Below are 25,855 nucleotides of genomic sequence, written 5' to 3' on the forward strand. Positions count from 1 at the left end.
GCTCTCCCTTGAACAGGCGCTCATAATATGGATTGAACCTCGTACCCAGTGCACGTGTCTGATCCATGTCCATGTCTCTGAACGCGCCCACGCTACGGGGCCACCTTGCGGCAGGTCAAGCGCACAAACGGGCGACTCGGCGGCGGATTTCGCCCCGTCGCGCGACACTGGACGGACCACGCGAACGCCCCGTAGCACGTCCATGAATGTGAATGCTATGCACGAATGTGGCCGCTGACTCCACGAGTGAACCCGGGGGTGCCCCGGAGGCGCACGAGCCGAGAAGCCGAGAACAAGGAGACCCGATGATGCCCGCTCCCCGCACCGTTCTGCTGACCGGCGCCGCCGGCGGACTCGCCACCCTGATGCGGGGCCTGCTGCCCCGGTACGGCTACGAGCTGCGGCTCCTCGACCTCCGGCCGATCGAGGGCGAGCCGGACGCGATCACCGCCGACCTCGCCGACCGGGAGGCCCTGCGCGTGGCGGTGCGCGGCGTCGACGCGATCATGCACCTCGCGGGCATCTCCCTGGAGTCCACGTTCGAGAAGATCCTCAAGGAGAACATCAAGGGCACCTACAACCTCTACGAGGCGGCGCGCGAGGAGGGCGTGCGTCGGATCGTGTTCGCCTCCTCCAACCACGCTGTCGGCTTCACCCCGCGCCCCCAGGGCGACGACCCGCTGATCCCGATCGACACCCCACGCCGGCCGGACACCTTATACGGCCTGTCCAAGTCCTTCGGCGAGGACCTGGCCCAGCTCTACTGGGACAAGCACGGCCTGGAGACGGTCTCCGTACGCATCGGCTCCTGCTTCCCGGAACCGACCAGCGTCCGGATGCTCTCGGTCTGGATGAGCCCCGAGGACGGCGCCCGTCTCTTCCACGCGGCCCTGACCGCCGAGCGCGTGGGGCACACCGTCGTCTACGGATCGTCCGCGAACACCCGCCTGTGGTGGGATCTGACCACCGCCCGCGCACTCGGCTACGAGCCACAGGACGACTCCGAGCCCTACGCCGAGAAGCTCGTCGCCGCACAGGGTGAGCTCGAGCAGGGCAATCCCGCCCACGCACATCTGGGCGGCCACTTCGTCACGGACCCGCCGATCTGGCCGTACTGACCGAGGACACCGAGAGCGGGCGGGCACAAAACGGGCCCGCTCGCTCCGCTTTTCGGGCACCAATGCTGCCCGATCTCACCCGCCGCCCCGCTCCGTCGCAGGTCCGTGACGGGCACGCGATGAGCCGTTCGGGCGGGATCGGGCACACTCGGGCGCGCAACAGACCTGGTCACCGTCGCACACCGGCTGTAGAACATCCCCCAAGGGCCCCGCGAGGCCCGAACGGGCACAGCACGCAGCACGACGGAAGGCGGGTGCGGACGATGACGGCGAAGACAGCGGAGGAACGTCAACGCGAGATCGTCAAAGCCGCCCGCCGGACGGGTTCGGTCGACGTCACCCAGCTCGCAGCAGAGCTGGGCGTCGCCAAAGAGACCGTACGTCGCGATCTGCGCGCCCTGGAGGACCACGGGCTCGTCCGCCGCACCCACGGCGGCGCCTATCCCGTGGAGAGCGCGGGCTTCGAGACGACCCTCGCCTTCCGCGCCACCAGCCATGTGCCGGAGAAGCGCCGGATCGCGGCCGCCGCGGCCGAGCTACTGGGGGATGCCGAGACCGTCTTCGTGGACGAGGGCTTCACCCCGCAGCTCATTGCCGAGGCGCTGCCCCGGGACCGGCCGCTGACGGTGGTCACCGCGTCCCTGGCCACCGCGGGCGCGCTCGCGGAGGCCGAGAAAACGACCGTCCTGCTGCTGGGCGGCCGGGTGCGCCCCGGCACACTCGCCACCGTGGACCACTGGACGACGAAGATGCTGGCCGGTTTCGTCGTCGACCTGGCGTTCATCGGCGCCAACGGCATCTCCCGCGAAAACGGGCTGACCACACCCGACCCCGCGGTCAGTGAGGTCAAGGCCCAGGCCATCCGCGCCTCGCGCCGCACGGTCTTCGCGGGCGTGCACACCAAGTTCGGGGCGGTGAGCTTCTGCCGGTTCGCGGAGGTCGGCGCCCTGGAGGCGATCGTCACGAGCACCCTGCTGCCGACGTCCGAGGCACACCGCTACTCGTTGCTCGGCCCTCAGGTCATCCGGGTCTGACCGATCCGCAGCCGTCCCACGCACAACCGCACACCCCTTCGGTAAACGTCCGTCCGCCGTTCACCCGGTGCGCCGCACGGCGGACCACGCACATCCCCACGCCGTTCAGCAGTCGACTTCCGCCTCAATGACCTACAAGGGATCAGGAGCAGACCCATGCCGACCCAGAGCCGACGAACGCCCCGCACCGTGTTTGCCGTGGCCGCCGTAGGAACGCTGATCACCCCCCTGCTCGCCGGCTGCTCGGGAGCCGGCGGCGCCGGGGGCGGATCCTCCGCCCACTCCATCAACGTCCTGATGGTGAACAACCCGCAGATGGTGGAGCTGCAGAAACTCACCGCCGGCCACTTCACCAAGGACACCGGCATCAAGGTCAACTTCACCGTCCTGCCGGAGAACGACGTCAGAGACAAGATCAGCCAGGACTTCGCCAACCAGGCGGGCCAGTACGACGTCGCCACCCTGAGCAACTACGAGATACCGATCTACGCCAAGAACAACTGGCTGCACTCGCTGGACTCGTACGTCGCCGGCGACAAGGGCTTCGACCAGCAGGACATCCTGGCGCCGATGCGGACGTCCCTCACCGCGGCGGACGGCAAGCTCTACGGGGAGCCCTTCTACGGGGAGTCGTCGTTCCTGATGTACCGCAAGGACGTCTTCCAGAAGAAGGGGCTCACCATGCCCGAGCAACCCACCTGGCAGCAGGTGGCGGATCTCGCGGCCAAGGCGGACGGCGCCGAGCCCGGTATGAAGGGCATCTGCCTGCGCGGTCTGCCGGGGTGGGGCGAGATGCTGGCTCCACTGACCACTGTGGTCAACACCTTCGGCGGCACCTGGTTCGACAAGGACTGGACGCCGCGCCTCGACTCGAAGGAGTTCAAGCAGGCGACACAGTTCTACGTCGACCTGGTGCGCAAGCACGGTGAGTCGGGCGCCGCCCAGTCCGGTTTCGCGGAATGCCTCAACAACATGACGCAGGGCAAGTCCGCGATGTGGTACGACGCGACCTCCGGTGCCGGCTCACTGGAGGCGGCCGGCTCGCCGGTCAAGGGCAAGATCGGCTATGTTCCGGCCCCGGTGGAGAAGACGAAGAGCTCCGGGTGGCTGTACACCTGGGCCTGGGGCGTCCAGAAGGCCTCCAAGAATCCCGGCGACGCATGGAAGTTCATCTCCTGGGCGTCCAGCAAGGACTACGAGCAGCTGGTCGGCAAGACCGACGGCTGGGCCAACGTCCCGGCGGGCAAGCGCACCTCCACCTATGACATCCCGGAGTACCGCGAGGAGGCCGCGGCCTTCGCGGACGTCACCCGGGACGCCATCGCCTCGGCGCAGCCGGACAACCCGGGAGTCCAGCCGCGGCCCGCGCCCGGCATCCAGTTCGTCGGCATCCCCGAGTTCACCGATCTGGGGACCAAGGTCTCCCAGGAGATCAGCTCGGCCGTCGCCGGACGGGAGTCCGTCGACAGCGCCCTGAGGAAGTCCCAGTCGCTCGCCGAGACGGTCGCGAAGAAGTATCAGAAATGATGGCCACCACTACCGCCCGGGTCGCCGCGGCTCAGCCGCGGACGGCCCGGCCGTCGAACCGACTGCGAGCCTGGGCCACGCGCGCCCCGCTGCTGCCCGCCCTGATCTTCATGATCATCGTGACCCAGCTGCCGTTCGTGGCGACTCTGGTGATCTCGTTCTTCGACTGGAACGCCCTGTACCCGAAGGACCGTCACTTCACCGGGCTCAGCAACTACTCCGACGTCCTCACCACTCCAGAGCTGCGCAAATCGGTGTGGACGACCGTGCTGCTCACCGTCATCGTGGTGTTGATCAGTCTGGTGCTCGGCCTGCTGCTCGCGCTGCTGCTGGACCGCAGGTTCCCGGGCCGGGGAGCGGTGCGCACCATGCTCATCGCGCCGTTCCTGGTGGTCCCCATCGCGGCCGCCCTGTTGTGGAAGCACGTCCTGTACAACCCCGAGTACGGCCTGTTCAACGGCCTGCTGCACTGGATCGGCGGCGGCGGCGCACCACAGCCCGACTGGATCTCGGACATGCCGCTGTCGGCGGTCGAGGCTTCACTGATCTGGCAGTGGACCCCGTTCATGATGCTGATCCTGCTCGCCGGGCTGCAGAGCCGTGACCCCGAGCTGGTCGAGGCGGCACGCATGGACGGCGCGGGCAACTGGCAGGTGTTCGTCCACATCACCCTGCCGCACCTGCGCCGCTATCTGGAACTGGGCGTGCTGCTGGGATCGATCTACATCGTGCAGAACTTCGATGCGGTGTTCACGATCACCGCCGGCGGCCTCGGCACCGCGAACCTCCCGTACACCGTCTACCAGACCTTCTACCAGGCGCACGAGAACGGCCTGGCCTCGGCGGCCGGTGTGCTCGTGGTCATCGGCTCGATCATCCTCGCGACCTTCGCGCTGCGCGTCGTGTCGTCGCTCTTCCGGGAGGAGGCGTCCCGCGCATGACCACCGCAGTGACCGGCGCCCCGTCGCACGCACGCACCCGGGGCAGGCGTTCCGCCAAGGGGGCCGCGCTCGGCGTGGTCGCCTGGCTGGCGGGCGTCCTGTTCGCCCTGCCTATCCTCTGGATGGCCCTGACCTCTCTCCACTCCGAGGCGGACGCGGCCACCAATCCGCCGTCGGTGGCCGCCTCGCTCACCTTCGACAGCTACCGGGAGTTCTTCGGTCTGGACGGTGGCGCGAGCCCCTGGCCCTCGCTGATCAACTCGACCACCGCCTCGGTGGCCTCCACCGTGTGCGTGCTGCTGCTGGCGCTACCGGCGGCCTACGCCCTGTCGATCCGTCCGGTGAAGAAGTGGACCGACGTCCTGTTCTTCTTCCTGTCGACCAAGATGCTGCCCGCCGTGGCAGGTCTGCTGCCCGTCTACCTCTTCGCCAAGAACACCGGCATGCTCGACAACATCTGGGCACTGGTGATCATCTACACCGCGATGAATCTGCCGATCGCCGTGTGGATGATGCAGTCCTTCCTCTCCGAGGTACCGGTCGCCATCATCGAGGCCGCGCAGATCGACGGCGCCCGCCTGCCCACGGTCCTCACGCGGGTGGTGGCCCCCATCGCGCTGCCCGGCATCGCCGCCACCGCCCTGATCTGCTTCATCTTCAGCTGGAACGAACTGCTCTTCGCCCGGGTGCTCACGGGCGTGGTCGCCGAGACCGCCCCCGTCTTCCTGACCGGCTTCATCACCAGCCAGGGCCTGTTCCTGGCGAAGGTGTGCGCCGCGTCGCTCGTCATCTCCCTGCCGGTGCTCGCCGCGGGGTTCGCCGCCCAGGACAAGCTGGTCCAGGGTCTGTCGTTGGGAGCCGTGAAATGAAGGCCGCCGTCATCGAGTCCGTGGGCCGCGCCGTCGTCTCCGAGGTCCCGGACCCGACGCCAGGGCCCCGCGAGGTCGTCGTCGAGGTCGCGGCCTGCGGTCTGTGCGGTACGGATCTGCACATCCTCCAGGGCGAGTTCGCGCCCAAGCTGCCGATCGTGCCGGGACACGAGTTCGCGGGCGAGGTGGTCGGGGTGGGGACCCAGGTCACCGAGGTGTCGGTCGGCGACCGAGTGGCTGTTGACCCGTCCCTGTACTGCTACGAGTGCCGGTACTGCCGTACGGGCCACAACAACCTCTGTGAGCGGTGGGCGGCCATCGGCGTGACGACGGCGGGCGGGGCGGCGCAGTACGCGGTGGCCCCCGTGGCCAACTGCGTGAAGCTCCCCGAGAACGTGCGTACCCAGGACGCGGCGCTGATCGAGCCGCTGTCCTGTGCGGTGCGCGGTTACGACGTCCTGCAGTCCCGCCTCGGCGCACACGTCCTCATCTACGGATCCGGGACGATGGGCCTGATGATGCTGGAGCTGGCAAAGCGGACGGGCGCCGCGACCGTGGACATGGTCGATGTGAACCCGGCACGCCTGGAGACCGCACGACAGTTGGGCGTCACGGCGTCCGCGGCAAGCCCGGACGAACTGGAGCGTCCGCAGGGCTGGGACCTGGTCGTGGACGCCACGGGCAACACGGCGGCGATCCAGGACGGCCTGGGACGGGTGGCGAAGGCCGGCACCTTCCTTCAGTTCGGGGTGGCGGACTATGCGACACGGGTCGAGATCGACCCGTACCGGATCTACAACCAGGAGATCACGATCACCGGTTCCATGGCGGTGCTGCACAGCTTCGAGCGGGCGGCGGAGCTGTTCGCGGGCGGCGTGCTCGATCCGGAGGTGTTCATCAGCGACCGGATCCCGCTGGAGCGCTACCCGCAGGCGCTGGAGCAGTTCGCGGCGGGAGTGGGACGCAAGATCGTGGTGGTGCCGTAGCGGCTCGGGCCGGGGGTCGGCGCGTCAGCCGTTCGGCCCCCTGAGTAAGGGAACGGTAAAGCGGTCCCACTCGTTCACAGGTCATGACAGCTATGACCCCCGGCTCGAACATCCCGCTCGGAGCCACTCGCGTGACGGTCGACGTCGCCGCCCCGGTGCGGCTCGACGTGTCGGCCCTGCTGCTCACCGCCGATGGCAAGGTGCGCTCCGACGACGACTTCATCTTCTACAACCAGCCTGCGGGCCCGGGCGTCACCTACCGCTCGGGCGGTGGCACGAACCCTGACGCCATCATGGTCGACACCGCCTCCGTGCCCCCCGGTATCGAGAAGATCGTCGTCACGGCGAGCCCCGACGCCGCGGGTCAGACCTTCCAGGGCATCAAGCCCACGGCCACCGTGCGCAACGCGGACGACAACACCGTCCTCGCCACCTTCACCCCGCCCCAGCTCGGCACGGAGACGGCCCTGGTCGTGGTGGAGGTCTACGTCCGCAACGGCGCCTGGAAAGCCCGCGCCGTCGGCCAGGGCTACGCGAACGGCCTGGCGGGCATCGCCACCGACTTCGGCGTCACCGTGGAGGAGCCCGCCGCGCCCGCCCAGCCCGTCGCCCCGCCCGCGGCGGCGATGCAGCCACCGGCCGCCCCGCCGGCACCGACCCCGGCCGCACCTCCGGCGCCCGTCGCCCCGCCGGCGCCGACCCTGGCCGCACCTCCGGCGCCCGCCGCTCCCCCGGCCCCGCCCGCCCCGGCTCCGGGGGCCGGAAAGATCAATCTGGACAAGGGCCGGGTCAGCCTGCAGAAGAACCAGACCGTCTCCCTCGTCAAGGGAGGCCGCCCGCTGCTCTCGCAGGTCAAGATGGGGCTGGGCTGGGAACCCGCCTACCGGGGCAAGGACATCGACCTGGACGCGTCCGTCATCGTGTACGGCCCGCAGCGCAATCACATCGACAGCTGCTACTTCGGCAAGCTGACCATCCTGAACGGTGCGATCAAGCACTCCGGCGACAACCTCACGGGCGAGGGCGGGGGCGACGACGAGGTCATCGCGGTCGACCTCGGCCGCCTGCCCCAGGAGGTCACCGGCCTGGTCTTCACCGTGAACTCCTTCTCCGGGCAGAAGTTCACGGAGGTCGCCAAGGCCTACTGCCGCCTGGTGGACGCCGCCACCGACCAGGAGCTGGTCCGCTTCGACCTCACCAGCGCCGAGCCGCAGACGGGCGTCATGATGGCCAAGCTCATCCGGCAGTTCTCCGGTGAGTGGGAGATGACGGCGATGGGCGACTTCGTCAAGGCCCGCACGGTGCGGAACATGGTGAAGCCGGCAGCCCAGGCCCTGTAGCCGACCGCGGTACGACGTCTGCGGTCCCGCTTCGCCCCGGGGCCCGCAGACGGGGCGGCCGACTCCTACGGCCGCAGCCCCTCCGTGAGCAGCGACAGATAGCGGCGGATGTGCTCGCCCTGGCCGTTGGCCAGCTCCGAGGCCGTCGCCACCCCGTGCGCCAGCCGCAGTATCTCGATCGGCTCGAGGTCCTCCCGCAGGGTCCCCTCCCGCTGCGCCGCCTCGACCAGGCGCCCCGCGGCCTCCTTCATGGAGGTGCCGCAGGCAGTGACGGCCACCGAACTGCCGTCCGTGACGGCGGACCCGAGCAGGGCCTTCAGACCGCGCACCTGGATGGTTCCGACGCAGAGCTCGTTGAGCCACTCCACCAGCGCCTCGCCCGGCGGCAGTTCCCTGGCCAACTCGTCGGCCCGGGCGGTGATGGCCTCGATCCGGTCGACATAGGCCGCCTCCAACAGCGCCTGACGCGTCGGGAAGTGCCGATAGAGCGTGCCGGATCCGACCCCTGCCCGCTTGGCGATGTCATCGAGCGACGCGTTCTCCCCGTACTCGGCGAACGCGACCGCCGCCGCCGCCAGCAGCCGCTCGTAGTTGCGCCTCGCGTCCGCGCGCATGGGCCTGACCTGCGACATCCAGATACTCCTTGCGAACCGGGGACCCTCTCCGTATCTTATCGAGCACTAAACGGAGACAGTCCCCGGTTACCTTCGCGAGCGGTTCGCCCTGCCCGCGCACCGTTCCTCCGTGCTGCCCGCACCCATGCCGTCCGGGGACGCCGAACCGGGAGAACTCCATGTCCACCCCGTCCGCACCGTCCAGGACCGTCGACGCGCTCTCCGCACCACCACCAGCCGCCAGACCCGGCACCGTCCTCTTCATCGTCGTCACCGCCTATCTGATGGTCGGCGTCGACTCCACCGTCGTCAATGTCGCGCTGCCCGACATCCAGCAGGACCTGAACTTCAGCCGCACCGGCCTGTCCTGGGTGCTCAACGCCTACACGCTCGCCTTCGGCGGACTGCTGCTGCTCGGAGGTCGCATCGGGGACATCGCCGGCCGGCGCCGCACCCTCACCGTGGGCGTCCTCCTCTTCGCACTCTCCTCACTCCTCGGCGGTCTCGCCACCGGCAGTTCCTGGCTGCTGGTGGCCCGCGCACTCCAGGGCATCGGCGCCGCCCTCACCGCACCCAGCACCCTCGCCCTGATCACCACCAACTTCCCGGAGGGCCCGCGCCGCCACCACGCCCTGAGCGTCTACTCCTCGATGGCCGGCATCGGTGCCTCGCTCGGCCTGGTCCTCGGCGGCATACTCACCTCCTGGGCGTCCTGGCGCTGGGCTCTGCTGATCAACGTGCCCATCGGCATCGCGGTCGCCTCGGCCCTGCCCCGCTTCGTCGCGGAAACCCCACGCCACACGGGCCGGTTCGACACGACGGGCGCTCTCACCGGGACGGCCGGGACCGCCTCCCTCGTGTACGCGCTGATCCGCGTCTCGGAACAGGGCTGGAGCGACCCCCGGGCACTGTCCGGGTTCGGCGCGGCGGCGGCCCTGCTCATGGGGTTCGCCCTGATCGAGTCCCGGGCCGGGCAGCCGATCCTGCCGCTGCGCCTGTTCGCGAGCCGCAACCGCGCGGGCGGCTACGCGGGAGTGCTGCTGCTCCCCGCGGGCATGTTCGGCGCGTTCTACTTCCTCACCCTGATCCGCCAACAGGTCCTGGACTACAGCCCGTTGCGCTCGGGGTTCGCCTTCCTGCCGCTCACCCTGGCGATGTTCACGACCGTGCGCACGGTGCCCCGGCTGCTCGCTCGCCTCGGTGTCAAGCCGGTACTGCTCACCGGCATGACCCTGCTCGTCGTGGCGGCCGGGTGGCTGTGGCGGCTGCGGCCCGGCGACGGCTACGCCACCGGGCTGCTCGGTCCGCTGCTGCTGATGGGGCTGGGCGTCGGCCTGAGTTTCATGCCCCTGACCGCGACCGTCCTCGCCGGCATCGAGCCCCGCGAGGCGGGCGCCGCCTCGGGTCTGCTCCAGACCCTCCAGTGGCTCGGCGGCACCCTCGGCCTGTCCGTCCTGGTCACGGTCTACGGCACGGCCACCCAGCACGCGACCGGCTCCCCCGCTCAGATCCTCACCCATGGCGCGGCCCGCGCGTTCGGGGTCGGCTCCCTGATCGCGCTGGCCGCGCTGCTGGTCTCGGCGTTCGTCATCACCGGCACCAGGCCGAAGGCCCGCCCGGCCGCATAGAGGAGGGCGCCGTACACGTGCGGCGAGCGCCACCTTCCCGGGTGCGGTCGGGGCCCCGCCGACGCATCGATGCCGATCAGGCGGCGCCGAAGCCCGCCCACGTCCTTGCGGTCATCGTGGGCGGGCCGTGTCGACCGAATCGCGCACGCTCACTCGAGCCATGGCCACAGCCCGTCCTCGCCCCGCTCGAGCAGCGACACCATTCGGAACGCGGCGTCGGTCAGGCCTCCGAAGGTGTGCCTGTTGCCCCTGCCCGACGGGCTGTGGCCCGCGCGGTACCCGGCGAGGTTCCAGGTGTAGACCGGCACGTGCGGCGGGACCTGCTCGGTCGGGTCGCCGTGGTGGCTGTGGACGTACTGCTCGTCGGTGACGATCAGCACCCGGTCGTGCTTCCTGTAGTGGCGCAGGACCGCCGCGGCGGTGTCGGTGCCGCCCAGGTCTCCGAAGCGGCCCAGGACCTTCAGCACCGACTCGCCCGTGCGGAACCTCACCTCGTTGCTGCCGGTTCCGAACTCGACGAGGTCCGCGTCCGCCGCCCGCAGTGCGAGCGCCGTTCCGAAGACCGCCGCCGCGTCGGCCCGGTTCAGCTCCGAACGGTCCGACAGCCGCGAGTAGAACATCGAGCCCGAGCGGTCGACGAGCACCAGCGTGCGGCCCGGCAGCGCGGGCACATTGGCCAGCGAGTGGCCGAGCGCCCGCTCCAGCGGGTACGACCAGCGGAGCGACGGAGCGTGCTGGTGTGCGGTGAGGTACCGGAACGGGAACTGCCGCGATCGCGCCACCTGATCCGGGTCGCTGATCCGCGCCGCGACCTGCGCGGCCACCTCGTCGGACACCCCGGCCTCGTCGAAGTTCCGCAGGTTCCGCACGAGTGCCATGGCACCCATGGACGGAATCACGGCCTCCCAGGCCGCCTTGTCCATCGGACCCTGCAGCCAGCCCGCCAGCGCCTCCCAGGTCATGCCGGCCGCGGCGAGCCGCTCGCCGCCGCCGGGCGCCGTGACGACCGCGCGCCTCTGCTCCACCGGGAGCACCATCAGCTCACGGTGCGCCATGAGCACGGAATTCGAGGCGGGCGGCACGGCGGTGTCCGGATTGTGCCGGCGGTCGAGGGCGTACTGGAACAAGTCGCCCTGCCACGGCTTGTCCGGGTGGGGTGCCGCGTGCACCAGGTTGAGGAGGTCGCCGAAGCGGTAGCCCCTGGAGGCCGTGTCGTACTTCAGCAGCGCCTTGCCGTGGTACAGACGCCGTACGGCGTCGGCGAGGCCACGCTTGACCGGCTTGGGCACGCTTCGGCCGTACGCCGAGGTCCAGTACGCGAGCAACTCACCGGGCTCGTCGGGCCGCTGCAGCACCGAGGACACGACCTGCCGGTTCGCCGGGCCGTCGGTCACGCCGGCGTCGAGCCGAGCCTTCACGTACTCGACGGCGCCCACGATCGAGGCTGTCCGCAGGTTCCCCTCGCCGCGCAGCCAGCCGAGCAGGCCGGCAGTCCAGGACGGGTCGGTGACGGCGAGCTCGCGCACGAGCGCGGCGAACCGGTCGTCACGATCGGCGCCTGTCTCGTAGAAGGTGCGCTGCGAGACGAAGTTCGAGACGGCGAGCAGGAAGAGCTCCGAGCGCGGGTCCCGCTCATGGCCGCGGCCACCCTCGTAGGTGCGCAGCACACGCCCCGTCGAGGTGATCCTCGAAGTCGGCTGCGCCCTGGCGGCCCTGATGTTGAATCGCGCCATGCTGAATTCCCCCGAATTCCATTCCGTTCCGGAGGGAGGCACGGCAAAGGACGAATGCCCGAGTTCAGGAGTGGCGACGGACTTCAGTCAGATGCGCTGTCCGTTGCGCTACACCGGCCGGAAGCCGACGACGGGATTCGAACCCGCAACCTTCTGATCCCATGAAGTAACCGTTGCCTGCGCACCGGGCACCCATCTTGTGCTGCGCCTCCCGAGATCAAGTCGGCGGCGGCGTGGATTCCTTTTGCAGAAGAAGCAGCCGCAGCCCGCGCACCGGGAGGTGCATGAAGTTGTGGTGTCCAGAGATCGAGGCCGGCGGAACCGACAAGGTGCTCTGACCCCTGAGCTACACCGGCTCGTGGTACCGGTGGCGGGACTCGAACCCGCGGCCGCCCCATTATGAGTGGAAGTAGGTCCTGCCTTCGCACCTGGACGTGCATCACTCTAGGAGATGGGCCGCGGGCCGGGCGAACGAATTGATTGCCAACGGAGTCGGCGGGAATTGCCAGGAGTTCAGCCGCGCTTCTGGCGCTTCCAGGGCCCGGTGATGGCGACCATGATGCCGGGGTCCTGGATGTTGGCGAACAGGGTCTTCCCGTCGGGCGAGAACGTGACGCCGGTGAACTCGCTGTACTCCGGCTCCTCTTCGGTGCCGATGTTCAGTTCGTTGCGGGCGATCGGGTAGGTACGGCCGCTGTCGGTGGCACCGAACAGATGCTGGACGCCCTCGCCGTCCTCGGCGATGACCAGGCCGCCGTGCGGGGAGACGGTGATGTTGTCGGGGCCGTCGAAGGCACCGTCCTCGGCCGGGTCGGGGTTCACACCGAGCAGGACCTTCAGCGTCAGGGTCCGGCGCCGGGGGTCGTAGAACCAGACCTGGCCGTCATGCTGGACGGGGCTTTCCTCGCGGGCGTACGAGGAGACGATGTACACACCGCCGTCGCTCCACCACATGCCCTCCAGCTTGCGCGCCCGGGTGACCGCACCGGCGGCGAACTGCTTGCGGACGGAGACCGTTTTCGCGTCGCGGTCCGGGACGTCGACCCAGTCGACGCCGTACACCGTGCCGATCTTCGTGGCGCGGGAGAGGTCGTCGACGTACCGGCCGCCGGAGTCGAAGCACTTGAATGCCTGGAGGCTGCCCGCGTCGTCGGCCAGGGTGCGCAGCGTGCCGCGGCCGTGACGGAAGCCCTCCGGCGGGGTCCAGCGGTAGAGCAGTCCGTTGGGCCCGGAGGCGTCCTCGGTCAGGTAGAGATGGCCGCGCTTGGGGTCGACGACGACGGCCTCGTGGGCGTAGCGGCCCAGCGCCTTGATGGGCTTGGGGTTGCGGTTGGCACGACGGTCCTCGGGGTCCACCTCGAAGACGTAACCGTGGTCCTTGGTCATGCCGCTCTGGCCGGCCTTGTCCTCGGTCTCCTCGCAGGTGAGCCAGGTGCCCCAAGGTGTGCTGCCGCCCGCGCAGTTGGTGGAGGTACCCGCGACGCCGACCCATTCCGCGACATGGTCGTGCCGGACCTCGACGACGGTGCAGCCGCCGGACGCGGCCGGGTCGTAGACGAGGCCCTCGGCGAGCGGCACCGGGTACTTCCAGTCGGCGCGGGGGCCCTTGAGCTCGTGGTTGTTGACGAGGAGGGTGGCACCGCGCGGGCCGTCGAAGGTGGCGGTGCCGTCGTGGTTGGAGGGGGTGAACTCGCCCGACTCCAGCTTGGTCTTCCCGCTGTAGGTGATGACGCGGTACGAGAACCCCGCCGGCAGGGCGAGCACACCCTTGGCGTCGGAGACCAGCGGTCCGTAGCCGACGCCGCCGTGCCGGTCCCCGTCCTGACCGTCCGCGGTCTCGGTGTCGGCGGACGCGAGGGCGCCCGGGGCGGTGGCGAGGGTGCCGACGCTGCCGGCCAGCGCGATGCCGGCACCGGTGAGTGCGGAGCGTCGGGCGAAGTCCCTACGGGTGAGCGACATGCTGTCTCCTGTGGAAGGGGAGTGAGTCGGTCGGGGGATGTGCTCGCGGACCTCGTTGCGCGCACACGCTCCCGCTCCCGCCTGAACACCGGTTGAACACGGGTCGACGTCGGGGGACGAAGTTCGCTGAATCCGCCAAACCGGCCCCTTGAAGCCGTCGCGCACGCACCAAGAATCGGCAAGGGCTCATGGACTTCGTTCCGCCACGCATCCCTTCCGCTCGGCGCGCACACCGCGCCACTCCGCGGCACCTGCGCGGCGCGGGGTGGCGGCGCACGGTTCGGGACCTTCGATGGTCACGGGCGCGGCCGAGTACCGTCGCGGCCGGGCGGCGTGGCGGGCGGGCGGCGTGGCGGGCGGGCGGGCGGCGCGGTCTCGATCCGCTCAGCCGGTGTGCTGCGAGCGCGCCTTGAACGCCGCCTTCCGTGCCTCCTTCGCCACCTTCTTGTCCGGGTGCAGGCGTCCCATCGCCTCCAGCACCTCCGAGGTGTCGGGGTGGTCCACCCGCCAGGCGGTCGCGAAGAAACCGCTGTGCTGCGCCGCCAGCCCCTCCACCAGCGCCCGCAGCTCCGACGAGTTGCCCTCGGCCGCCAGCTGTGCGGCAAGGGTGTCGATGGTCAGCCAGAAGACCATCGACTCCGGCGGTACGGGCACGTCGGCCGCTCGGTGCTCGGTGAGCCAGACCCTTGCCAGCCCGCCCAGCTCCGCGTCGTCCAGCACCTCGCGCAGCGCCGTCTCCGCCTCCGCCCCGACGAGGGACAGCGCCTGCTGGCAGCGCAGTCGGCGCAGCGGCGCCCCGGCGTCGGAGCCGCGCGCCGCCGCCAGCAACTCCCTGACCGCCGCGAGAGGTTCACGGCGTGCGAGCCACTGCTCCGTCTCGGCCTGGGCCGCCGCCGGCGGAAACGCGGACGTGCCGTCGAGCAGCGTGTCGGCGCCCTTGTCCGTCAGCTCCCCCACCACGGGCGCGGACATCCCGGCCTCCACCAGACGCGTGCGCATCCCGTACAGACCGAGCGGGGTCAGCCGCACCATCCCGTACCGGCTGACGTCCGTCTCGTCCACGGGCGCCGCGGGCTCCTCGTCGGGGTCGGCCATCAGTGCCTCGTCGACCGGCTGGAACTCGACGAGGCCGATCGGTTCGAGGATCCGGAACTGGTCGTCGAGCCGCATCATGGCGTCCGACACGTGTTCCAGCACATCGTTGGTGGGTTCCGCCATGTCGTCGGGCACAATCATCGACGCGGCGAGCGCGGGCAGCGGCACCGGGCCGTCACCGGGTCCCTCCTCGCCGACGGTCAGCAGATAGAGGTTGGCAAGCACTCCCTCGAGGAACTCCGCCTCCGCCTCCGGGTCCCAGTCGAGGGAGGAGAAGTCGATCTCGCCACCCTCCTCCACGGCGTCGACGAGGTCGTCGAGATCGGGGACACTCGCGTCGGCCAGCACGGCCTCGAGGGCGTCGAGCCAGACGCCGAGCACGTCGCCGGGACTGCCGGAGGTGAGCAGTGCGAGGCCGGTCCCGGTGGCGACCGTCCCCTCGTCCTCGTCGACGATCTCGACGAGTCCGGTGTCGACGGCGACCCGCCAGGCCTCGCTCGCGAAGGCGGTGGCGTCCTCCCCGGTCACCCCGAGTACCTCGGCCGCGCCGGGCAGCTGCTCCTCGACGAGATCTCCTCCGGCACCGACGCGTGTGTCGGCGCCGGCCCAGCGGGCGAGCCGCGCCGCTCGGGAGAGCAGCGGTGTGGCGAGCGCGTCCCGCGCGAGCTCCGCTTCGGAGTGCAGCCGAACCGGCGGCAAGAGGGAGCTGTCTGACATCGGATGGGTCTCCTTGGGCCGTACGTGGCGACCGAGGCGGCGCCTCGACACACACGCTCAGCCTAGACGGATTTCCACCCATGCCGCCCGGTTCCTCTGCACGTCAGTAGCCATACATGGCCGAAACCTTGACAACTGCCCCGGGAACACCGGAGTTTGACGCGCGTAGACGGTCGGCGTACATGCGTTCACCCAGAGTCACCGGCATCCTTCGAGGTCCGGTGGCCCCCGCACTTCTACGCGCGTCACACCGCCCCACCGGTCGCGGCCGTGCGGCCCCACGCCCGCTCTCGTCCCGGCACCCGCGTATGCCCCGGAGGGATTCCGTCGCCGAGCAGGTCTTCCGCGCGCCTTGCCGCGCTCACCGTCGCCGTCCGCACCACCGTCTCCGGTGTGGTGCTCACCACGCCGGCACCTGCGGACACCGCGCGCATCCACGACATCCAGGGCGTGCACATCAACGCGGAGTTCCACGACCGGATCAACGACCACGACCCGCAGGTTCCGCGGTTCCGGTCGTGGTTCCGGTCCGCCGTCCCGGATGCCGACGAGCCCGGCCCCTCGTCCGGGGGGCCGGGCTCGTCCGGTGTGCCAGGGTCAGGCGAACACCTCGGTCAGCCATCGCTGCCAGGCGGCCTCGTTGGCCTTCGCGTCGGCGCCGGGCGCGAAGTCGTGGATGCTGATGCCGACCGGGGCGCCCCAGTGGTTGCGGCCGAAGACGCGGATGAGCGCGTCGTCCGAGCGCAGCCCGAGGAAGTACGGGTTGTGGTAGTCCACCACCGCGTGGAAGAGCCCCTTGTCCGGGCCCCGCACCTCGACCGTGGTCCCCGCGATGACGTCCTCAGTGAGGCCGAGTCCGCGCACCGCGGTGGTGAGCGCGTCGGCCGCCTTGGACGCCTCGGGACCGTCCAGGGTCGCGAAGACCACCGGACGCGGCGCGAAGTGGGTCAGGTACTCGCGCATGGTGTGCAGGTAGAAGTCGGTGTGCTTGTCGGCGCCGTCGTACTGGTTGTCCCAGTCCTCGACGAAGATGCCACTGTGCACGTACCGCACCCAGGCGTGCCGCCCGCCCTCGCGCGGCTCGATGGTGTAGTCGAGCTGGTTGAGTGTCTGCTCGGCGATGCCCTCCACGTCCGCGACACGGTTGGTGTACCGGTGCGGCGGGTCCCAGGCGATGACCGTGGATCCGAAGGGCCCCTTGCCGCCTACCCGCGGCTCGGGCGCGTCCATCGGCCACAGCCAGCCCCCGGTGCCGGTGGTGAAGGCGTCCCACACCTGCTCGGGTGTGGCGTCGACCTCGAACTCGCGGGCGATCTCGAATTCCTTGGACATGGTGGGCTCCTGCGCGTCAATGGGCGTGTCAGTCGGTGAGTTCGGTCGTCAGAGGCCGGTGGGACCGAGGCTCGCCGGCCTCGGGCTCGACACGGCTCGGTCGTCGTCTGCCCGAGGGTCGGGGGCCTGCGGTCCGACCGTGGGGTGAACGGCAACGACGATCCGGTGGTCACGGCCGCCCTCGGCGTCCGGGGCGTCGTATTTGCGGATGAGGGCGCCGACACCGGCCGTCAGCTCCTGGATGAACGCGGCACGGTCGGCGGGAGAGGCGAAGCGCACCTCACCGTCGAGCGCGTACGTCGCGAGGCGCTTGCGGGCCTTGGCCGCGCCGGTGATCAGCGAGCCGACGTCCCGTACCAGCCGGGCGCCCAGGGCGAGCAGCCAGCGGGCGGAGAGCTGGTCCCGGAAACGATCGGGGTCGGGCTGCACGGCGGCGAGCGCCAGCGGGCTGATCACGTACGACGCGGCGGTGGCCCGCATCAATCGCTCGGTGACGTTGCCCTTGCGGCGCTCGCCGGCCAGCTCGACCAAGCCGTGCCGCTCCAGCGCCTTCAGGTGGTAGTTCACCTTCTGCCGCGGCAGCCCGACCTTACCGGCCAGCATGGCGGCCGACGCGGGTCCCGCCGCCAGCTCGGCGAGCAACCGGGCTCTGATCGGATCCAGCGAGACGGCCGCCGCCTGCGGGTCCTCGATCACGGTGACGTCCAACATGGCTTCACCATCTCACCGAAAACTTTTTTTGTCCAGACTGTGTGAGTTTTCGGTCGGGGGGTCGCAGCGGCGCCGTGCGCGGGAACCGGAGTGCGTCGGCCTGGGACGAGCTCGAGCGCCCTGGACGCGGCGGCCCACGGCGCCGTGGAAGTGGGCGGGGCATCGCCGGGACGCGCGGCGAGGTGGCTCCGCACGGCCGAGAGGACGGCCGGACGCGGGCGCGGCACGCTGTCCGGCTCACACTCGCAGGCCCTCCCCCGCCGGCCGCCCGAAGGCCGCGAGCGACAGCGACATACGGCCGCGCGCGCAGTCCGCGGAGGTCGCCTGGAGCGCACGCCGGCCCGGCCGTCCCCAGTCCGCGTCGGTCAGCCGCGCTCCGCCCGATGCCTCCTCTTGAGTAGAGAAGCTAACCAATAACTCGTAGAAGAATTAAGTGGAGCTTCACGGTTATGGTGCCGAAACTACTCACATGACCACACCCGTTCGTGTCATTCCTCCCTTCGGCCGCGCCCTCTGCGCGATGGTCACGCCCTTCACCGAGGTGGGCGGCCTCGACCTCGACGGGGCCCAGCAGCTCGCCGACCGGCTCGTGGGCGAAGGCTGCGACGGCCTGGTGCTGTCCGGCACCACGGGCGAGTCGCCCACCACCACCGACACCGAGAAGGCGGCACTGGTGCGAGCGGTGAGGGAGGCGGTCGGCGGTCGGGCGTCGATCGTGGCGGGCGTGGGCACGCCGGACACACGGCACAGCGTCGAGCTGGCCCTTGCGGCCGAAAAGGCGGGCGCCGACGGGCTGTTGGTGGTCACGCCGTACTACAGCCGCCCACCGCAGGAGGCGGTGGAGGCCCACTTCCGTGAGATCGCCGACGCCTCCGCGCTGCCGCTCGTGCTCTATGACATCCCCGGCCGCACCGGCACCCGGATCGAGCCCGAGACGACGCTCCGGCTCGCGGGGCATCCGCGGATCGTGGCGGTCAAGGACTGCTCGTACGATTTTCTCGGCATCCAGAAGGTGCTGGCCCGCACGGAACTCGCGTACTACGCGGGCTGCGACGAGCAGGTGCTCGCGCTGTACGCGGTCGGCGGCGCCGGATATGTCAGCACGGTCGCGAACGTGGTGCCGCGTCAGTTCCGGGCGATCCTGGACGCCTTCGACGCCGGCGCGACGACGGAGGCGGCCCGCCTTCAGCAACGGGCCATTCCGCTGGTCGAGTCGATGATGGCCGCCGGCCTTCCCGGCACGGTCACCGCGAAGGGTCTCCTCGCCCGGCTCGGCCTGCCGTCCGGTCCGGTCCGCCCACCGCTGCGGCCCGCGGACCGCGAGACGGTCGACGGACTGCTGTCGGCCTATCAGGATCTGACCAGCGAGAAGTGACCACTCGGTGATCCCGGCGGGACACGAATCCCGTCGCCTCGCCGCCGGCCCTGTCGTACGGATCCGCAGCGCCTTCTACCCCACGGCCCCGGTCGCACTCGCCTACAACCTTCGTCCGGCCATGTCGACCGGCATCGTTCCGGATGGCATTGATGCCCTCACCTGCACCAACCGCACCCGTACAAGCCCCTCCACCGCCCTGCTGTCCCACTTGAAGGGACGAACCGGCCGCGAATCCCTCAACATCAACGGGCCCGCGGTTCGGCTCCTGGACCAGTGGTTCAAGCACTCCGCGCCGCTCCGGGAGCACACCGCAGACACCGCTGATGAAGACATCACCGCCCGGGGAGTGGGGATTGTGCGCCACCGGCGCGGCGTCGGCCCGCAGGGTCAGAAATCCGAAGCCCTGTCGGGCTCAGCCCGACAGGGCGAAAGCTGTCGACATACAGAGGCGAACCAGTGCATGTCGGGGCGGTTCTGGTATCAGGCGAGGGCGGCGACCAGCAGGGCGAAGGCGGCGACGATGACGACGACGCGGACGTAGTGGAAGCGGTCCCAGCGCTTCATCTGCTGCTTCCAGTCGTCGGGCCGGTTGTCAGGGGTCCACGTCTTGCCCCGGTTGTTGATCGGGACGAGCAGCAGGATCGACATGATCACGCTGACGATCAGCAGCGCGGCGGCGGTGACGACGAGGCCGGTGCCGTGGTGGTGCCATCCCGCAGCAGCCCAGACCGCTACGAGGACGAGTGAGCCGATGTACCAGAACGGCATCACGGCGCCGAGCATCCGGCCCCCGTGGGAGCGGGCCAGCTGGTTACTGTCCTCCGGGAGGGCGTTGAAGATCGGGTTCATGACGAAGGCGACGGAGAACTCCACCCCCACCATCAGGCCGACGACCACGGTGGCGATGACCTCGAGTGCGCTGAGCATGTTGCCCCTCCCGGGATCTAGCACTGCTAGCTGATGTGGGCAACGCTAGTACTACTGCCGCTTGATTGTCTAGCGGTGCTAGGATTCGAGTTATGTCAGTACAGGAACGCAAGGCACGCGAACGGGCGGTCCGCGAGCGCCTCATCGTGGCGACGGCCCGTGAACTCGCCGAGCAGCAGGGCTGGGACGCGGTCACCACGCGCCGGCTCGCCGAGCGCATCGAATACAGCCAGCCCGTCCTCTACAGCCACTTCCGAGGCAAGCGCGAGATCATCGGCGCCGTCGCCCTCGAGGGCGCCGCCGAGATGGCCGTGGCGGTGCGGGCCGCGGCGTCCGCCGCGAACAGCCCGCGCGAGCGGGTCGCCGCCCTCGCCCGTGCCTACCTCGACTTCGCCGAGCGCAACCCGGCGGTCTACGACGCCTTGTTCCAGCTCGACGGCGGCCTGGCGTACGCACAGGAGGACACCCCGGAGCCGTTGAAGGACGCCTTCGCCGCGCTGCTGGAGAGCCTGGGCGAGGTCGCCGGGGACGGCGTCGACCCGGGGCTGTTCACCGAGGTGTTCTGGGCGTCCCTGCACGGGCTGGCGACCCTGACCCGGGCGGGACGGCTGCCGCCGGAGTACACCGAGCAGAGGGTGGAACTGCTGGTGGACCGGCTCGCTGTGCTCTGACACACCATCCCGGCGGGCACGCGGCCGGGGCCCGCACCTCAAGCCGGAGTTCGAACAGCGGCTGGGCAGGGTGCGGGAGACCAGGGGAGAGCCGGATCCGCGCATCGCACAGTTCGATCGCCTCAAGGAGGAGGTGGTCCAGCTGCGAGAACGGATCAGCCGGATGAATCAGGAACTCGCCGACAGAGACGAATTCCGCGCAATGGCCCTGTCCCGACCGGCCGCCCAACATGAGGAGATCATCTCGCCCGGACGGCAGCTCCACGAGGCCGCCAGGGGAGGCTTGCGCGTGGCGCCGTCAGGATGAGCCCACGATGACGCTCGCGTGGCGCCCTGTTCGGCGGCGCCCTCCCTTGGCTGCTCGGACTCGGCCCCGATCCTGGCGCCCGATTGAGCGAGGCAACCTCCCAGTTGGTGCTGCCCCTCTCCGTCCCACTGCTGTTGGGCGCGACGGTCGAGATCGCCTTCGTGGCGTACGTCCTGACCTCGCTGCCCGAACCGTCACGGCCCACGGCCACCCTGCGCAAGGTGATCCGAGGCATCCCGGCCACCGTCGCGGGCGGACTACGCCTGAGTGGACACGACATCCTCATCCGCCGGGTACTCCTCAGCGCAGGGGCTTCCGGCAGCGCGCTGGTCACCATCGAACTGCTCACGCCGGGCCGTGCCGCGGCCCTGACCGGCGCATCGGAGGCGGGGGCGGTGCTCTTTGCCACACTCGCCTGCGCCGGATTCATCTGCTCCGGTGTCGGCAGTCACCTCGCACCGTTGGTTGCCCGGCGCGCGGGGAGTGGAGAGCGAGCGGTCTTGGTGAGCCTCAGCACCAGCGCTGGAGGCCTGCTTCTCCTCGGTGCCACGGCAGCGTCCACGGGAGTGGGCTCCATGCTGCTCGGAGCCACCGGCTACGGCCTGGTCTATCTCGGGCTCGGCGCGGCGGGGCCGAGCGAGAACGACCTTCTGCACCGCCGTGTCTCCAGCTCCGCCCGGGCCACGGCGCTGTCCGTCCAGTCTCTCGCTCTGCAACTGGTAGGAGCACTCACAGGCTTGATCATTGGCGTCCTTCCGCCGGGGCGACTGCGCTGGCTGTTGGGGGGCGCCGCGCTACTGGCAGGGGCTCTCGTGTGGATTCGCCACGGCGGGATCGCGCCTCAGACTCCGGCGGCAACGTCCCAGCCGCACGCCGTGTCGTCCGCTCCGAGCGCTGTCGGCTCCGACCCCACTCGATCGAACGCAGGCCAGTAAACCGAAGATCAAGTGGGGAGGCCTGCGGCATGCTCTTGGCACCGTTGACGGCCGCAGTCAAACAATGAACATGTCTCATGCCCGCACAAGCCCCCTCAATCCGTGGGCGGCTGTGTCGACTTCGGCGCCGCTCTGTTCGCACTGCGTCCCGACGGGGTGCACTGGACGACCGAGGCGATCGTCGCCCACGCGGCCGGCCGCCGGTTCGCCCGGGTCGACAACGAACGGAGCCCGGCGGACGAGTCCTACGTCACCGAACATCGCCCGGGCCAGACCCTGCTGTACCACGTCGATCCGTGGATCGGGCTGAGGGAGAGGGACTTCGCGGTGCCGGCGCACTTCGCGGCGACGGTATCGGGACAGGACGCCGGTCCCGGGATGGATGCCGGTCCACAGGCCGCCGCTTCGGTTCGGCGACCTGGGCGGGGACGGAGCCTCCCGATGACGGCGCCCGGCACGCCACGGGAACCGTTCTGCGGCGAGCTATGCGACAGGACGGCGGCGCCGAAGGAACAGCGCCGTCGGGACGGTCATGGCGAGCGACACGATTCCGGCGACGAGCCAGCCCAGGTGGAGGGCGTCGGTGAAAGCCTGTGGGTAGGCGGCGGAGACCGCGTGTGCCAGGGACGCCTGCGGACGGCTCGTGCCGCCGCGGGTGATGCCCGCAATGACATCGTCGACGCGGCCGGCCGGGACCCCGGCCGAGGCCAGCCTGTCGTGCAGGAGCCGCGGAAATCGGGTGGTGACCAGGGTGCCGAGAACGCTGGGGCCGAGGACGCTGCCGAGCTGGCGGAACATGTTGACCGACGCGGCCGCCATGCCCGCCTCCAGCGGCGGCACGCTGTTGACGGCCGCGGCCGTCGACGGCGCCACCAGCAGCGCCGAGCCCACCCCGGCGACGAACAGGCCCGGCCACATCGCGCCGTACCCGCTGAACGGCCCGGCCGCCAGGAGCGCGAAGGCTCCCACGCCCATCAGGGCGAGTCCCGTGGTGAGCGTGGCGGCGATGCCGAGCCTCTGCACCAGGCGGGCGGCGAACGCGCTGACCACGATGTAGGTGGCGAACATCGGGAGCAGCTTCACCCCGGTCATCAGGGCGTTCTCGTGGGCGACCCGCTCCAGATAGAGCACGGTGAGCAGCGAGATGCCCACGAAGGCCAGCATGGTGACGGCGCCGATGCTCATCACCGTCGTGAACGAGGCGTTCTTGAACAGCCGTAGCTCCAGCATGGGATCGCGGTGGCGGAGCTCGACCCGCACGAAAGCCACCAGCGAGACGGCGAAGACGACGTACGAGGCGATGATGACGGGCTTCCCGTAGCCCGTGGCGCCACCCTCGATGATCGCGTACGTCGCCGACGCGACTGCCAGGGTGCCGAGCACCATGCCCGCCGGGTCGAACCGGCGCGTCGGATGCTTGCTCTCGCTCACCAGCAGCGGGGTGAGAATGAGGGTGATCAGGCCTATGACGACGTCGGTGAGGAAAACCGCGTGCCACGACACCTGGTCCAGCAGCACGCCGGCCGCCAGTGGCCCGATCGCCAGCCCGAGGCCGGCGCAACTGGCCCAGATGCTGATGGCGCCCGTCCGCTCGTGGGGATCGGCGAACGTGTGGCTGACGATCGCCAGGCTCGAGGGCAGGACGGCCGCAGCGCCGACGCCCATCAGGGCCTGGGCCGCGATGAGCAGTCCGGCATTGCCCGCCAGAAAGGCGATGAAGCTTCCCAGGGTGAACAGCAGTACGCCTGCCCAGAACACCCGCCGCCGCCCGAGGAGGTCGCTCAGGGTGCCGGCCGACAACACCAGGCTGACCACGGCAAGGCTGAAGGCGCTGCTCACCCAGACCAGGGTGCTGGCCGATATGTGCAGGTCGTCCTGGAGCGGCGACAGCGCGGATATCGTCGACGACACGTTGACGAAGGTCATCATCACGCCGAGGCAGAGGACCACGAGGGCCCACCACCTTCGTCTGTTCGAGGCGGTGGGCGCAGAGCGATGCCCTGCACGGACATTATCCTGGCTAGTGGAAACCATAGCTAGAACATAGCATGCTGACTATACATATACGGAGCCAGAGGGAGTCTGATCGACATGAGGGAGTCCACGGAAGCACCCGAGCCGGGTATCGAGGCCGTGATCACGCGGACCGGCCGATTCGCCGACCGTGGCGCCTGGAGTGCCGAGGGCTGGTGCCACATGGAGCACGCCCTGGAACTGGTCGGCACCCGGTCCGCGATGATCCTGATGCGCGAGATCTACTACGGGGGACGGCGCTTCGACGAACTCGCACGGCACACCGGCCTGACCGAAGCCGTCACCTCCCAGCGCCTCAAACGCCTCCTCGACGCCGGTCTGCTGCAACGGCACCCCTACCGGGAACCCGGCCAGCGAACCCGGTACGAGTACGTCCTCACCGATCTGGGCCGCTCCCTGTTCCCGGTGTTCGTCGCACTGATGGATTGGGGCGCGCAACTCGGCAACGAAAGCGGCGTCGAACTCGTCCACGCCGGGTGCGGAAGCCCCGTCAACGCCGTGGTGCAGTGCGCGAAAGGCCATCACGTGGGACTACCTGACACGGTCGCCCGAATCGCATCGGACGGAAAGCGCTAGAACCTCACGCGTCGCCCGAGCGTTTCCCCTGACCAACAGGCGGCGGCCCGGCAGACGTCTCCCGCACACACGTGAGCGCCCCCCTGGGCCGTCATGGGGCCGTGGAAGGGCGCTCAACGATGGCCCGGCGCCCGCAACTGCCGGCAGCTCGGCAGCAGTTCAGAGTGGTGACCGAAGACGCGGCCGAGTGCGCGGCCGGCCGTGATCAGTTGTGGCTGTGCAGGATCTCGTTCAGACCGCCCCAGACCGCGTTGTTCGGGCGGGCTTCGACCGCGCCCGTGACCGAGTTGCGGCGGAAGAGGATGTTGGAGGCTCCGTTGAGTTCGCGGGCCTTGACGATCTCGCCGTCGGGCATGGTGACCCGGGTGCCGGCGGTGACGTACAGGCCCGCTTCGACGACGCACTCGTCGCCGAGCGCGATACCGACGCCGGCCTCGGCGCCGATCAGACAGCGCTCGCCGATGGCGATGATGACGTTGCCGCCGCCGGACAGGGTGCCCATGGTGGAGGCGCCGCCGCCGATGTCCGAGCCGTCGCCCACCACGACACCGGCCGAGATCCGGCCCTCGACCATGGAGGTGCCGAGGGTACCGGCGTTGAAGTTCACGAAGCCCTCGTGCATGACGGTGGTGCCCTCGGCGAGATGGGCGCCCAGCCGGACCCGGTCGGCGTCGGCGATGCGGACGCCCTTCGGCAGGACGTAGTCCGTCATGCGCGGGAACTTGTCGACGGAGGTCACCTGAAGATGCAGGCCCTCGGCACGGGCGTTGAGACGCACCTTCTCGACATCATCGACGGCGACGGGGCCGAGTGAGGTCCAGGCGACGTTCGCGAGGAAGCCGAACATGCCCTCCAGGCTCTGCCCGTGCGGCTTGACCAGGCGGTGCGAGAGCAGGTGCAGGCGCAGGTAGACGTCGTGCGCGTCGATCGGCTTCTCGTCGAGCGAGGCGATGACCGTGCGGACCCCGACCACCTGGACGCCACGGCGGGCGTCCGGGCCGATCGCCTTGGCCGCGCCTTCGCCGAGCAGCTCCGCGGCACGCTCGGCGGACAACCGCTCGGTGCCGGACGGCCCGGGCTCGGCCGCCAGCTCGGGCGCGGGGAACCAGGTGTCGAGGACGGTGCCGTCGGCGGCGATCGTGGCGAGTCCGGCGGCCGCGGCACCGGTGGTACGAGGAGCAGTCGTGTCGGTCATAAGGGAAACCTAACGTGGCCGGGGCCACGCGGGCGAACCGGTGAGCGAGCGTCTCATGTGCCGGGCGGGCTTCCGGAGCCTTCCGAGGCCGGGACGGCATCGTCGACCGGTCCGGTGCCCTGCGGTCACGGTCGCGGAATACTTTCGTCCGGGGGTCGTCAAGCGCTCCGCCCCGTACCGGGGGGACTCGTCGTTCCGGCCGGCGGACGAGGTGGTCCGGGCACGGGA

At 70.0% G+C, this 25,855-nt stretch carries 22 protein-coding genes; 12 read left to right on the forward strand and 10 right to left on the reverse strand.

Annotated features, from left to right (window positions below):
* Positions 1 to 308 precede the first annotated feature (308 nt).
* The 7 genes from VXC91_RS10200 (at position 309) to VXC91_RS10230 (ending at position 7,815) form a co-directional block, all read left to right on the forward strand.
* Positions 309 to 1,118 (forward strand): NAD-dependent epimerase/dehydratase family protein, encoded by an 810-nt coding sequence (locus VXC91_RS10200; protein ID WP_329506789.1) that lies wholly within the window; start codon positions 309 to 311, stop codon positions 1,116 to 1,118.
* A gap of 263 nt (positions 1,119 to 1,381) precedes the next feature.
* Entirely contained in the window at positions 1,382 to 2,152 is a 771-nt protein-coding gene (locus VXC91_RS10205; RefSeq protein WP_329506764.1) for a DeoR/GlpR family DNA-binding transcription regulator, read from the forward strand.
* Between the two features lie 156 nt (positions 2,153 to 2,308).
* A complete protein-coding gene (locus VXC91_RS10210; protein ID WP_329506765.1) occupies positions 2,309 to 3,679 on the forward strand; it encodes an ABC transporter substrate-binding protein in 1,371 nt (456 codons plus the stop codon).
* A complete protein-coding gene (locus tag VXC91_RS10215) occupies positions 3,676 to 4,620 on the forward strand; it encodes a carbohydrate ABC transporter permease (protein WP_329506767.1) in 945 nt (314 codons plus the stop codon). The genes VXC91_RS10210 and VXC91_RS10215 overlap by 4 nt, the downstream gene beginning before the upstream one ends.
* On the forward strand, positions 4,617 to 5,489 hold the full coding sequence (locus tag VXC91_RS10220; RefSeq protein ID WP_329506768.1) for a carbohydrate ABC transporter permease: 873 nt from the start codon (positions 4,617 to 4,619) through the stop codon (positions 5,487 to 5,489). Before VXC91_RS10215 ends, VXC91_RS10220 begins: the two co-directional genes overlap by 4 nt.
* Positions 5,486 to 6,475 (forward strand): zinc-dependent alcohol dehydrogenase family protein, encoded by a 990-nt coding sequence (locus VXC91_RS10225; protein ID WP_329506769.1) that lies wholly within the window; start codon positions 5,486 to 5,488, stop codon positions 6,473 to 6,475. The genes VXC91_RS10220 and VXC91_RS10225 overlap by 4 nt, the downstream gene beginning before the upstream one ends.
* Positions 6,476 to 6,567: 92 nt before the next feature.
* Positions 6,568 to 7,815 carry a TerD family protein gene (locus tag VXC91_RS10230; protein ID WP_329506790.1) on the forward strand — a complete coding sequence of 416 codons (1,248 nt, stop codon included), beginning with the start codon at positions 6,568 to 6,570 and terminating at the stop codon, positions 7,813 to 7,815.
* A gap of 65 nt (positions 7,816 to 7,880) precedes the next feature.
* Here the strand turns inward: VXC91_RS10230 and VXC91_RS10235 are convergent, their stop codons facing one another.
* Positions 7,881 to 8,447 carry a TetR/AcrR family transcriptional regulator gene (locus tag VXC91_RS10235; RefSeq protein ID WP_329506770.1) on the reverse strand — a complete coding sequence of 189 codons (567 nt, stop codon included), beginning with the start codon at positions 8,445 to 8,447 and terminating at the stop codon, positions 7,881 to 7,883.
* 161 nt (positions 8,448 to 8,608) lie between these two features.
* Here VXC91_RS10235 and VXC91_RS10240 point away from each other — a divergent pair, with 161 nt between their 5' ends.
* Complete coding sequence (locus VXC91_RS10240) at positions 8,609 to 10,057, forward strand: MFS transporter (protein WP_329506771.1); 1,449 nt, start codon at positions 8,609 to 8,611, stop codon at positions 10,055 to 10,057.
* A 149-nt stretch (positions 10,058 to 10,206) separates the two neighbouring features.
* Here VXC91_RS10240 and VXC91_RS10245 read toward each other — a convergent pair whose 3' ends face one another.
* The 6 genes from VXC91_RS10245 to VXC91_RS10270 all read right to left on the reverse strand — a co-directional run bounded on the left by VXC91_RS10245 (position 10,207) and on the right by VXC91_RS10270 (position 17,604).
* Entirely contained in the window at positions 10,207 to 11,790 is a 1,584-nt protein-coding gene (locus VXC91_RS10245; protein ID WP_329506772.1) for a TROVE domain-containing protein, read from the reverse strand.
* Between the two features lie 513 nt (positions 11,791 to 12,303).
* Positions 12,304 to 13,749, reverse strand: a complete 1,446-nt coding sequence (locus VXC91_RS10250; protein ID WP_329506773.1) for an alkaline phosphatase PhoX — start codon at positions 13,747 to 13,749, stop codon at positions 12,304 to 12,306.
* Positions 13,750 to 14,133: 384 nt separating this feature from the next.
* Entirely contained in the window at positions 14,134 to 15,561 is a 1,428-nt protein-coding gene (locus tag VXC91_RS10255) for a hypothetical protein (RefSeq protein ID WP_329506774.1), read from the reverse strand.
* Between the two features lie 245 nt (positions 15,562 to 15,806).
* Positions 15,807 to 15,965, reverse strand: coding sequence for a hypothetical protein (locus VXC91_RS10260; protein WP_329506776.1), 159 nt, complete (start codon positions 15,963 to 15,965; stop codon positions 15,807 to 15,809).
* A 193-nt stretch (positions 15,966 to 16,158) separates the two neighbouring features.
* Positions 16,159 to 16,893, reverse strand: a complete 735-nt coding sequence (locus tag VXC91_RS10265; RefSeq protein WP_329506777.1) for an SRPBCC family protein — start codon at positions 16,891 to 16,893, stop codon at positions 16,159 to 16,161.
* A 48-nt stretch (positions 16,894 to 16,941) separates the two neighbouring features.
* Positions 16,942 to 17,604: an ArsR/SmtB family transcription factor gene (locus tag VXC91_RS10270; RefSeq protein ID WP_329506778.1), complete on the reverse strand. Its 663-nt coding sequence runs from the start codon at positions 17,602 to 17,604 to the stop codon at positions 16,942 to 16,944.
* A 469-nt stretch (positions 17,605 to 18,073) separates the two neighbouring features.
* On the opposite strand from VXC91_RS10270, the gene dapA reads away from it, so the two are divergent.
* Positions 18,074 to 18,979, forward strand: a complete 906-nt coding sequence (gene dapA / locus VXC91_RS10275; protein ID WP_329506780.1) for a 4-hydroxy-tetrahydrodipicolinate synthase — start codon at positions 18,074 to 18,076, stop codon at positions 18,977 to 18,979.
* A gap of 483 nt (positions 18,980 to 19,462) precedes the next feature.
* On the opposite strand, the gene VXC91_RS10280 is transcribed toward dapA, so the two are convergent.
* Positions 19,463 to 19,909, reverse strand: coding sequence for a DUF1772 domain-containing protein (locus tag VXC91_RS10280; protein ID WP_329506781.1), 447 nt, complete (start codon positions 19,907 to 19,909; stop codon positions 19,463 to 19,465).
* A gap of 92 nt (positions 19,910 to 20,001) precedes the next feature.
* Here VXC91_RS10280 and VXC91_RS10285 point away from each other — a divergent pair, with 92 nt between their 5' ends.
* Complete coding sequence (locus tag VXC91_RS10285) at positions 20,002 to 20,580, forward strand: TetR/AcrR family transcriptional regulator (protein WP_329506782.1); 579 nt, start codon at positions 20,002 to 20,004, stop codon at positions 20,578 to 20,580.
* A 390-nt stretch (positions 20,581 to 20,970) separates the two neighbouring features.
* Complete coding sequence (locus VXC91_RS10290; RefSeq protein WP_329506783.1) at positions 20,971 to 21,822, forward strand: MFS transporter; 852 nt, start codon at positions 20,971 to 20,973, stop codon at positions 21,820 to 21,822.
* Between the two features lie 483 nt (positions 21,823 to 22,305).
* Here VXC91_RS10290 and VXC91_RS10295 read toward each other — a convergent pair whose 3' ends face one another.
* Positions 22,306 to 23,772: an MFS transporter gene (locus tag VXC91_RS10295; protein WP_329506784.1), complete on the reverse strand. Its 1,467-nt coding sequence runs from the start codon at positions 23,770 to 23,772 to the stop codon at positions 22,306 to 22,308.
* 141 nt (positions 23,773 to 23,913) lie between these two features.
* Between VXC91_RS10295 and VXC91_RS10300 the strand changes: the two genes are divergently transcribed.
* On the forward strand, positions 23,914 to 24,432 hold the full coding sequence (locus tag VXC91_RS10300) for a winged helix-turn-helix transcriptional regulator (RefSeq protein ID WP_329506786.1): 519 nt from the start codon (positions 23,914 to 23,916) through the stop codon (positions 24,430 to 24,432).
* A gap of 205 nt (positions 24,433 to 24,637) precedes the next feature.
* Here the strand turns inward: VXC91_RS10300 and dapD are convergent, their stop codons facing one another.
* On the reverse strand, positions 24,638 to 25,627 hold the full coding sequence (gene dapD / locus VXC91_RS10305; protein WP_329506788.1) for a 2,3,4,5-tetrahydropyridine-2,6-dicarboxylate N-succinyltransferase: 990 nt from the start codon (positions 25,625 to 25,627) through the stop codon (positions 24,638 to 24,640).
* Positions 25,628 to 25,855 lie beyond the last annotated feature (228 nt).

Origin of the sequence: Streptomyces chiangmaiensis, assembly GCF_036281785.1 — a bacterium.
Lineage (GTDB): Bacteria > Actinomycetota > Actinomycetes > Streptomycetales > Streptomycetaceae > Streptomyces > Streptomyces chiangmaiensis.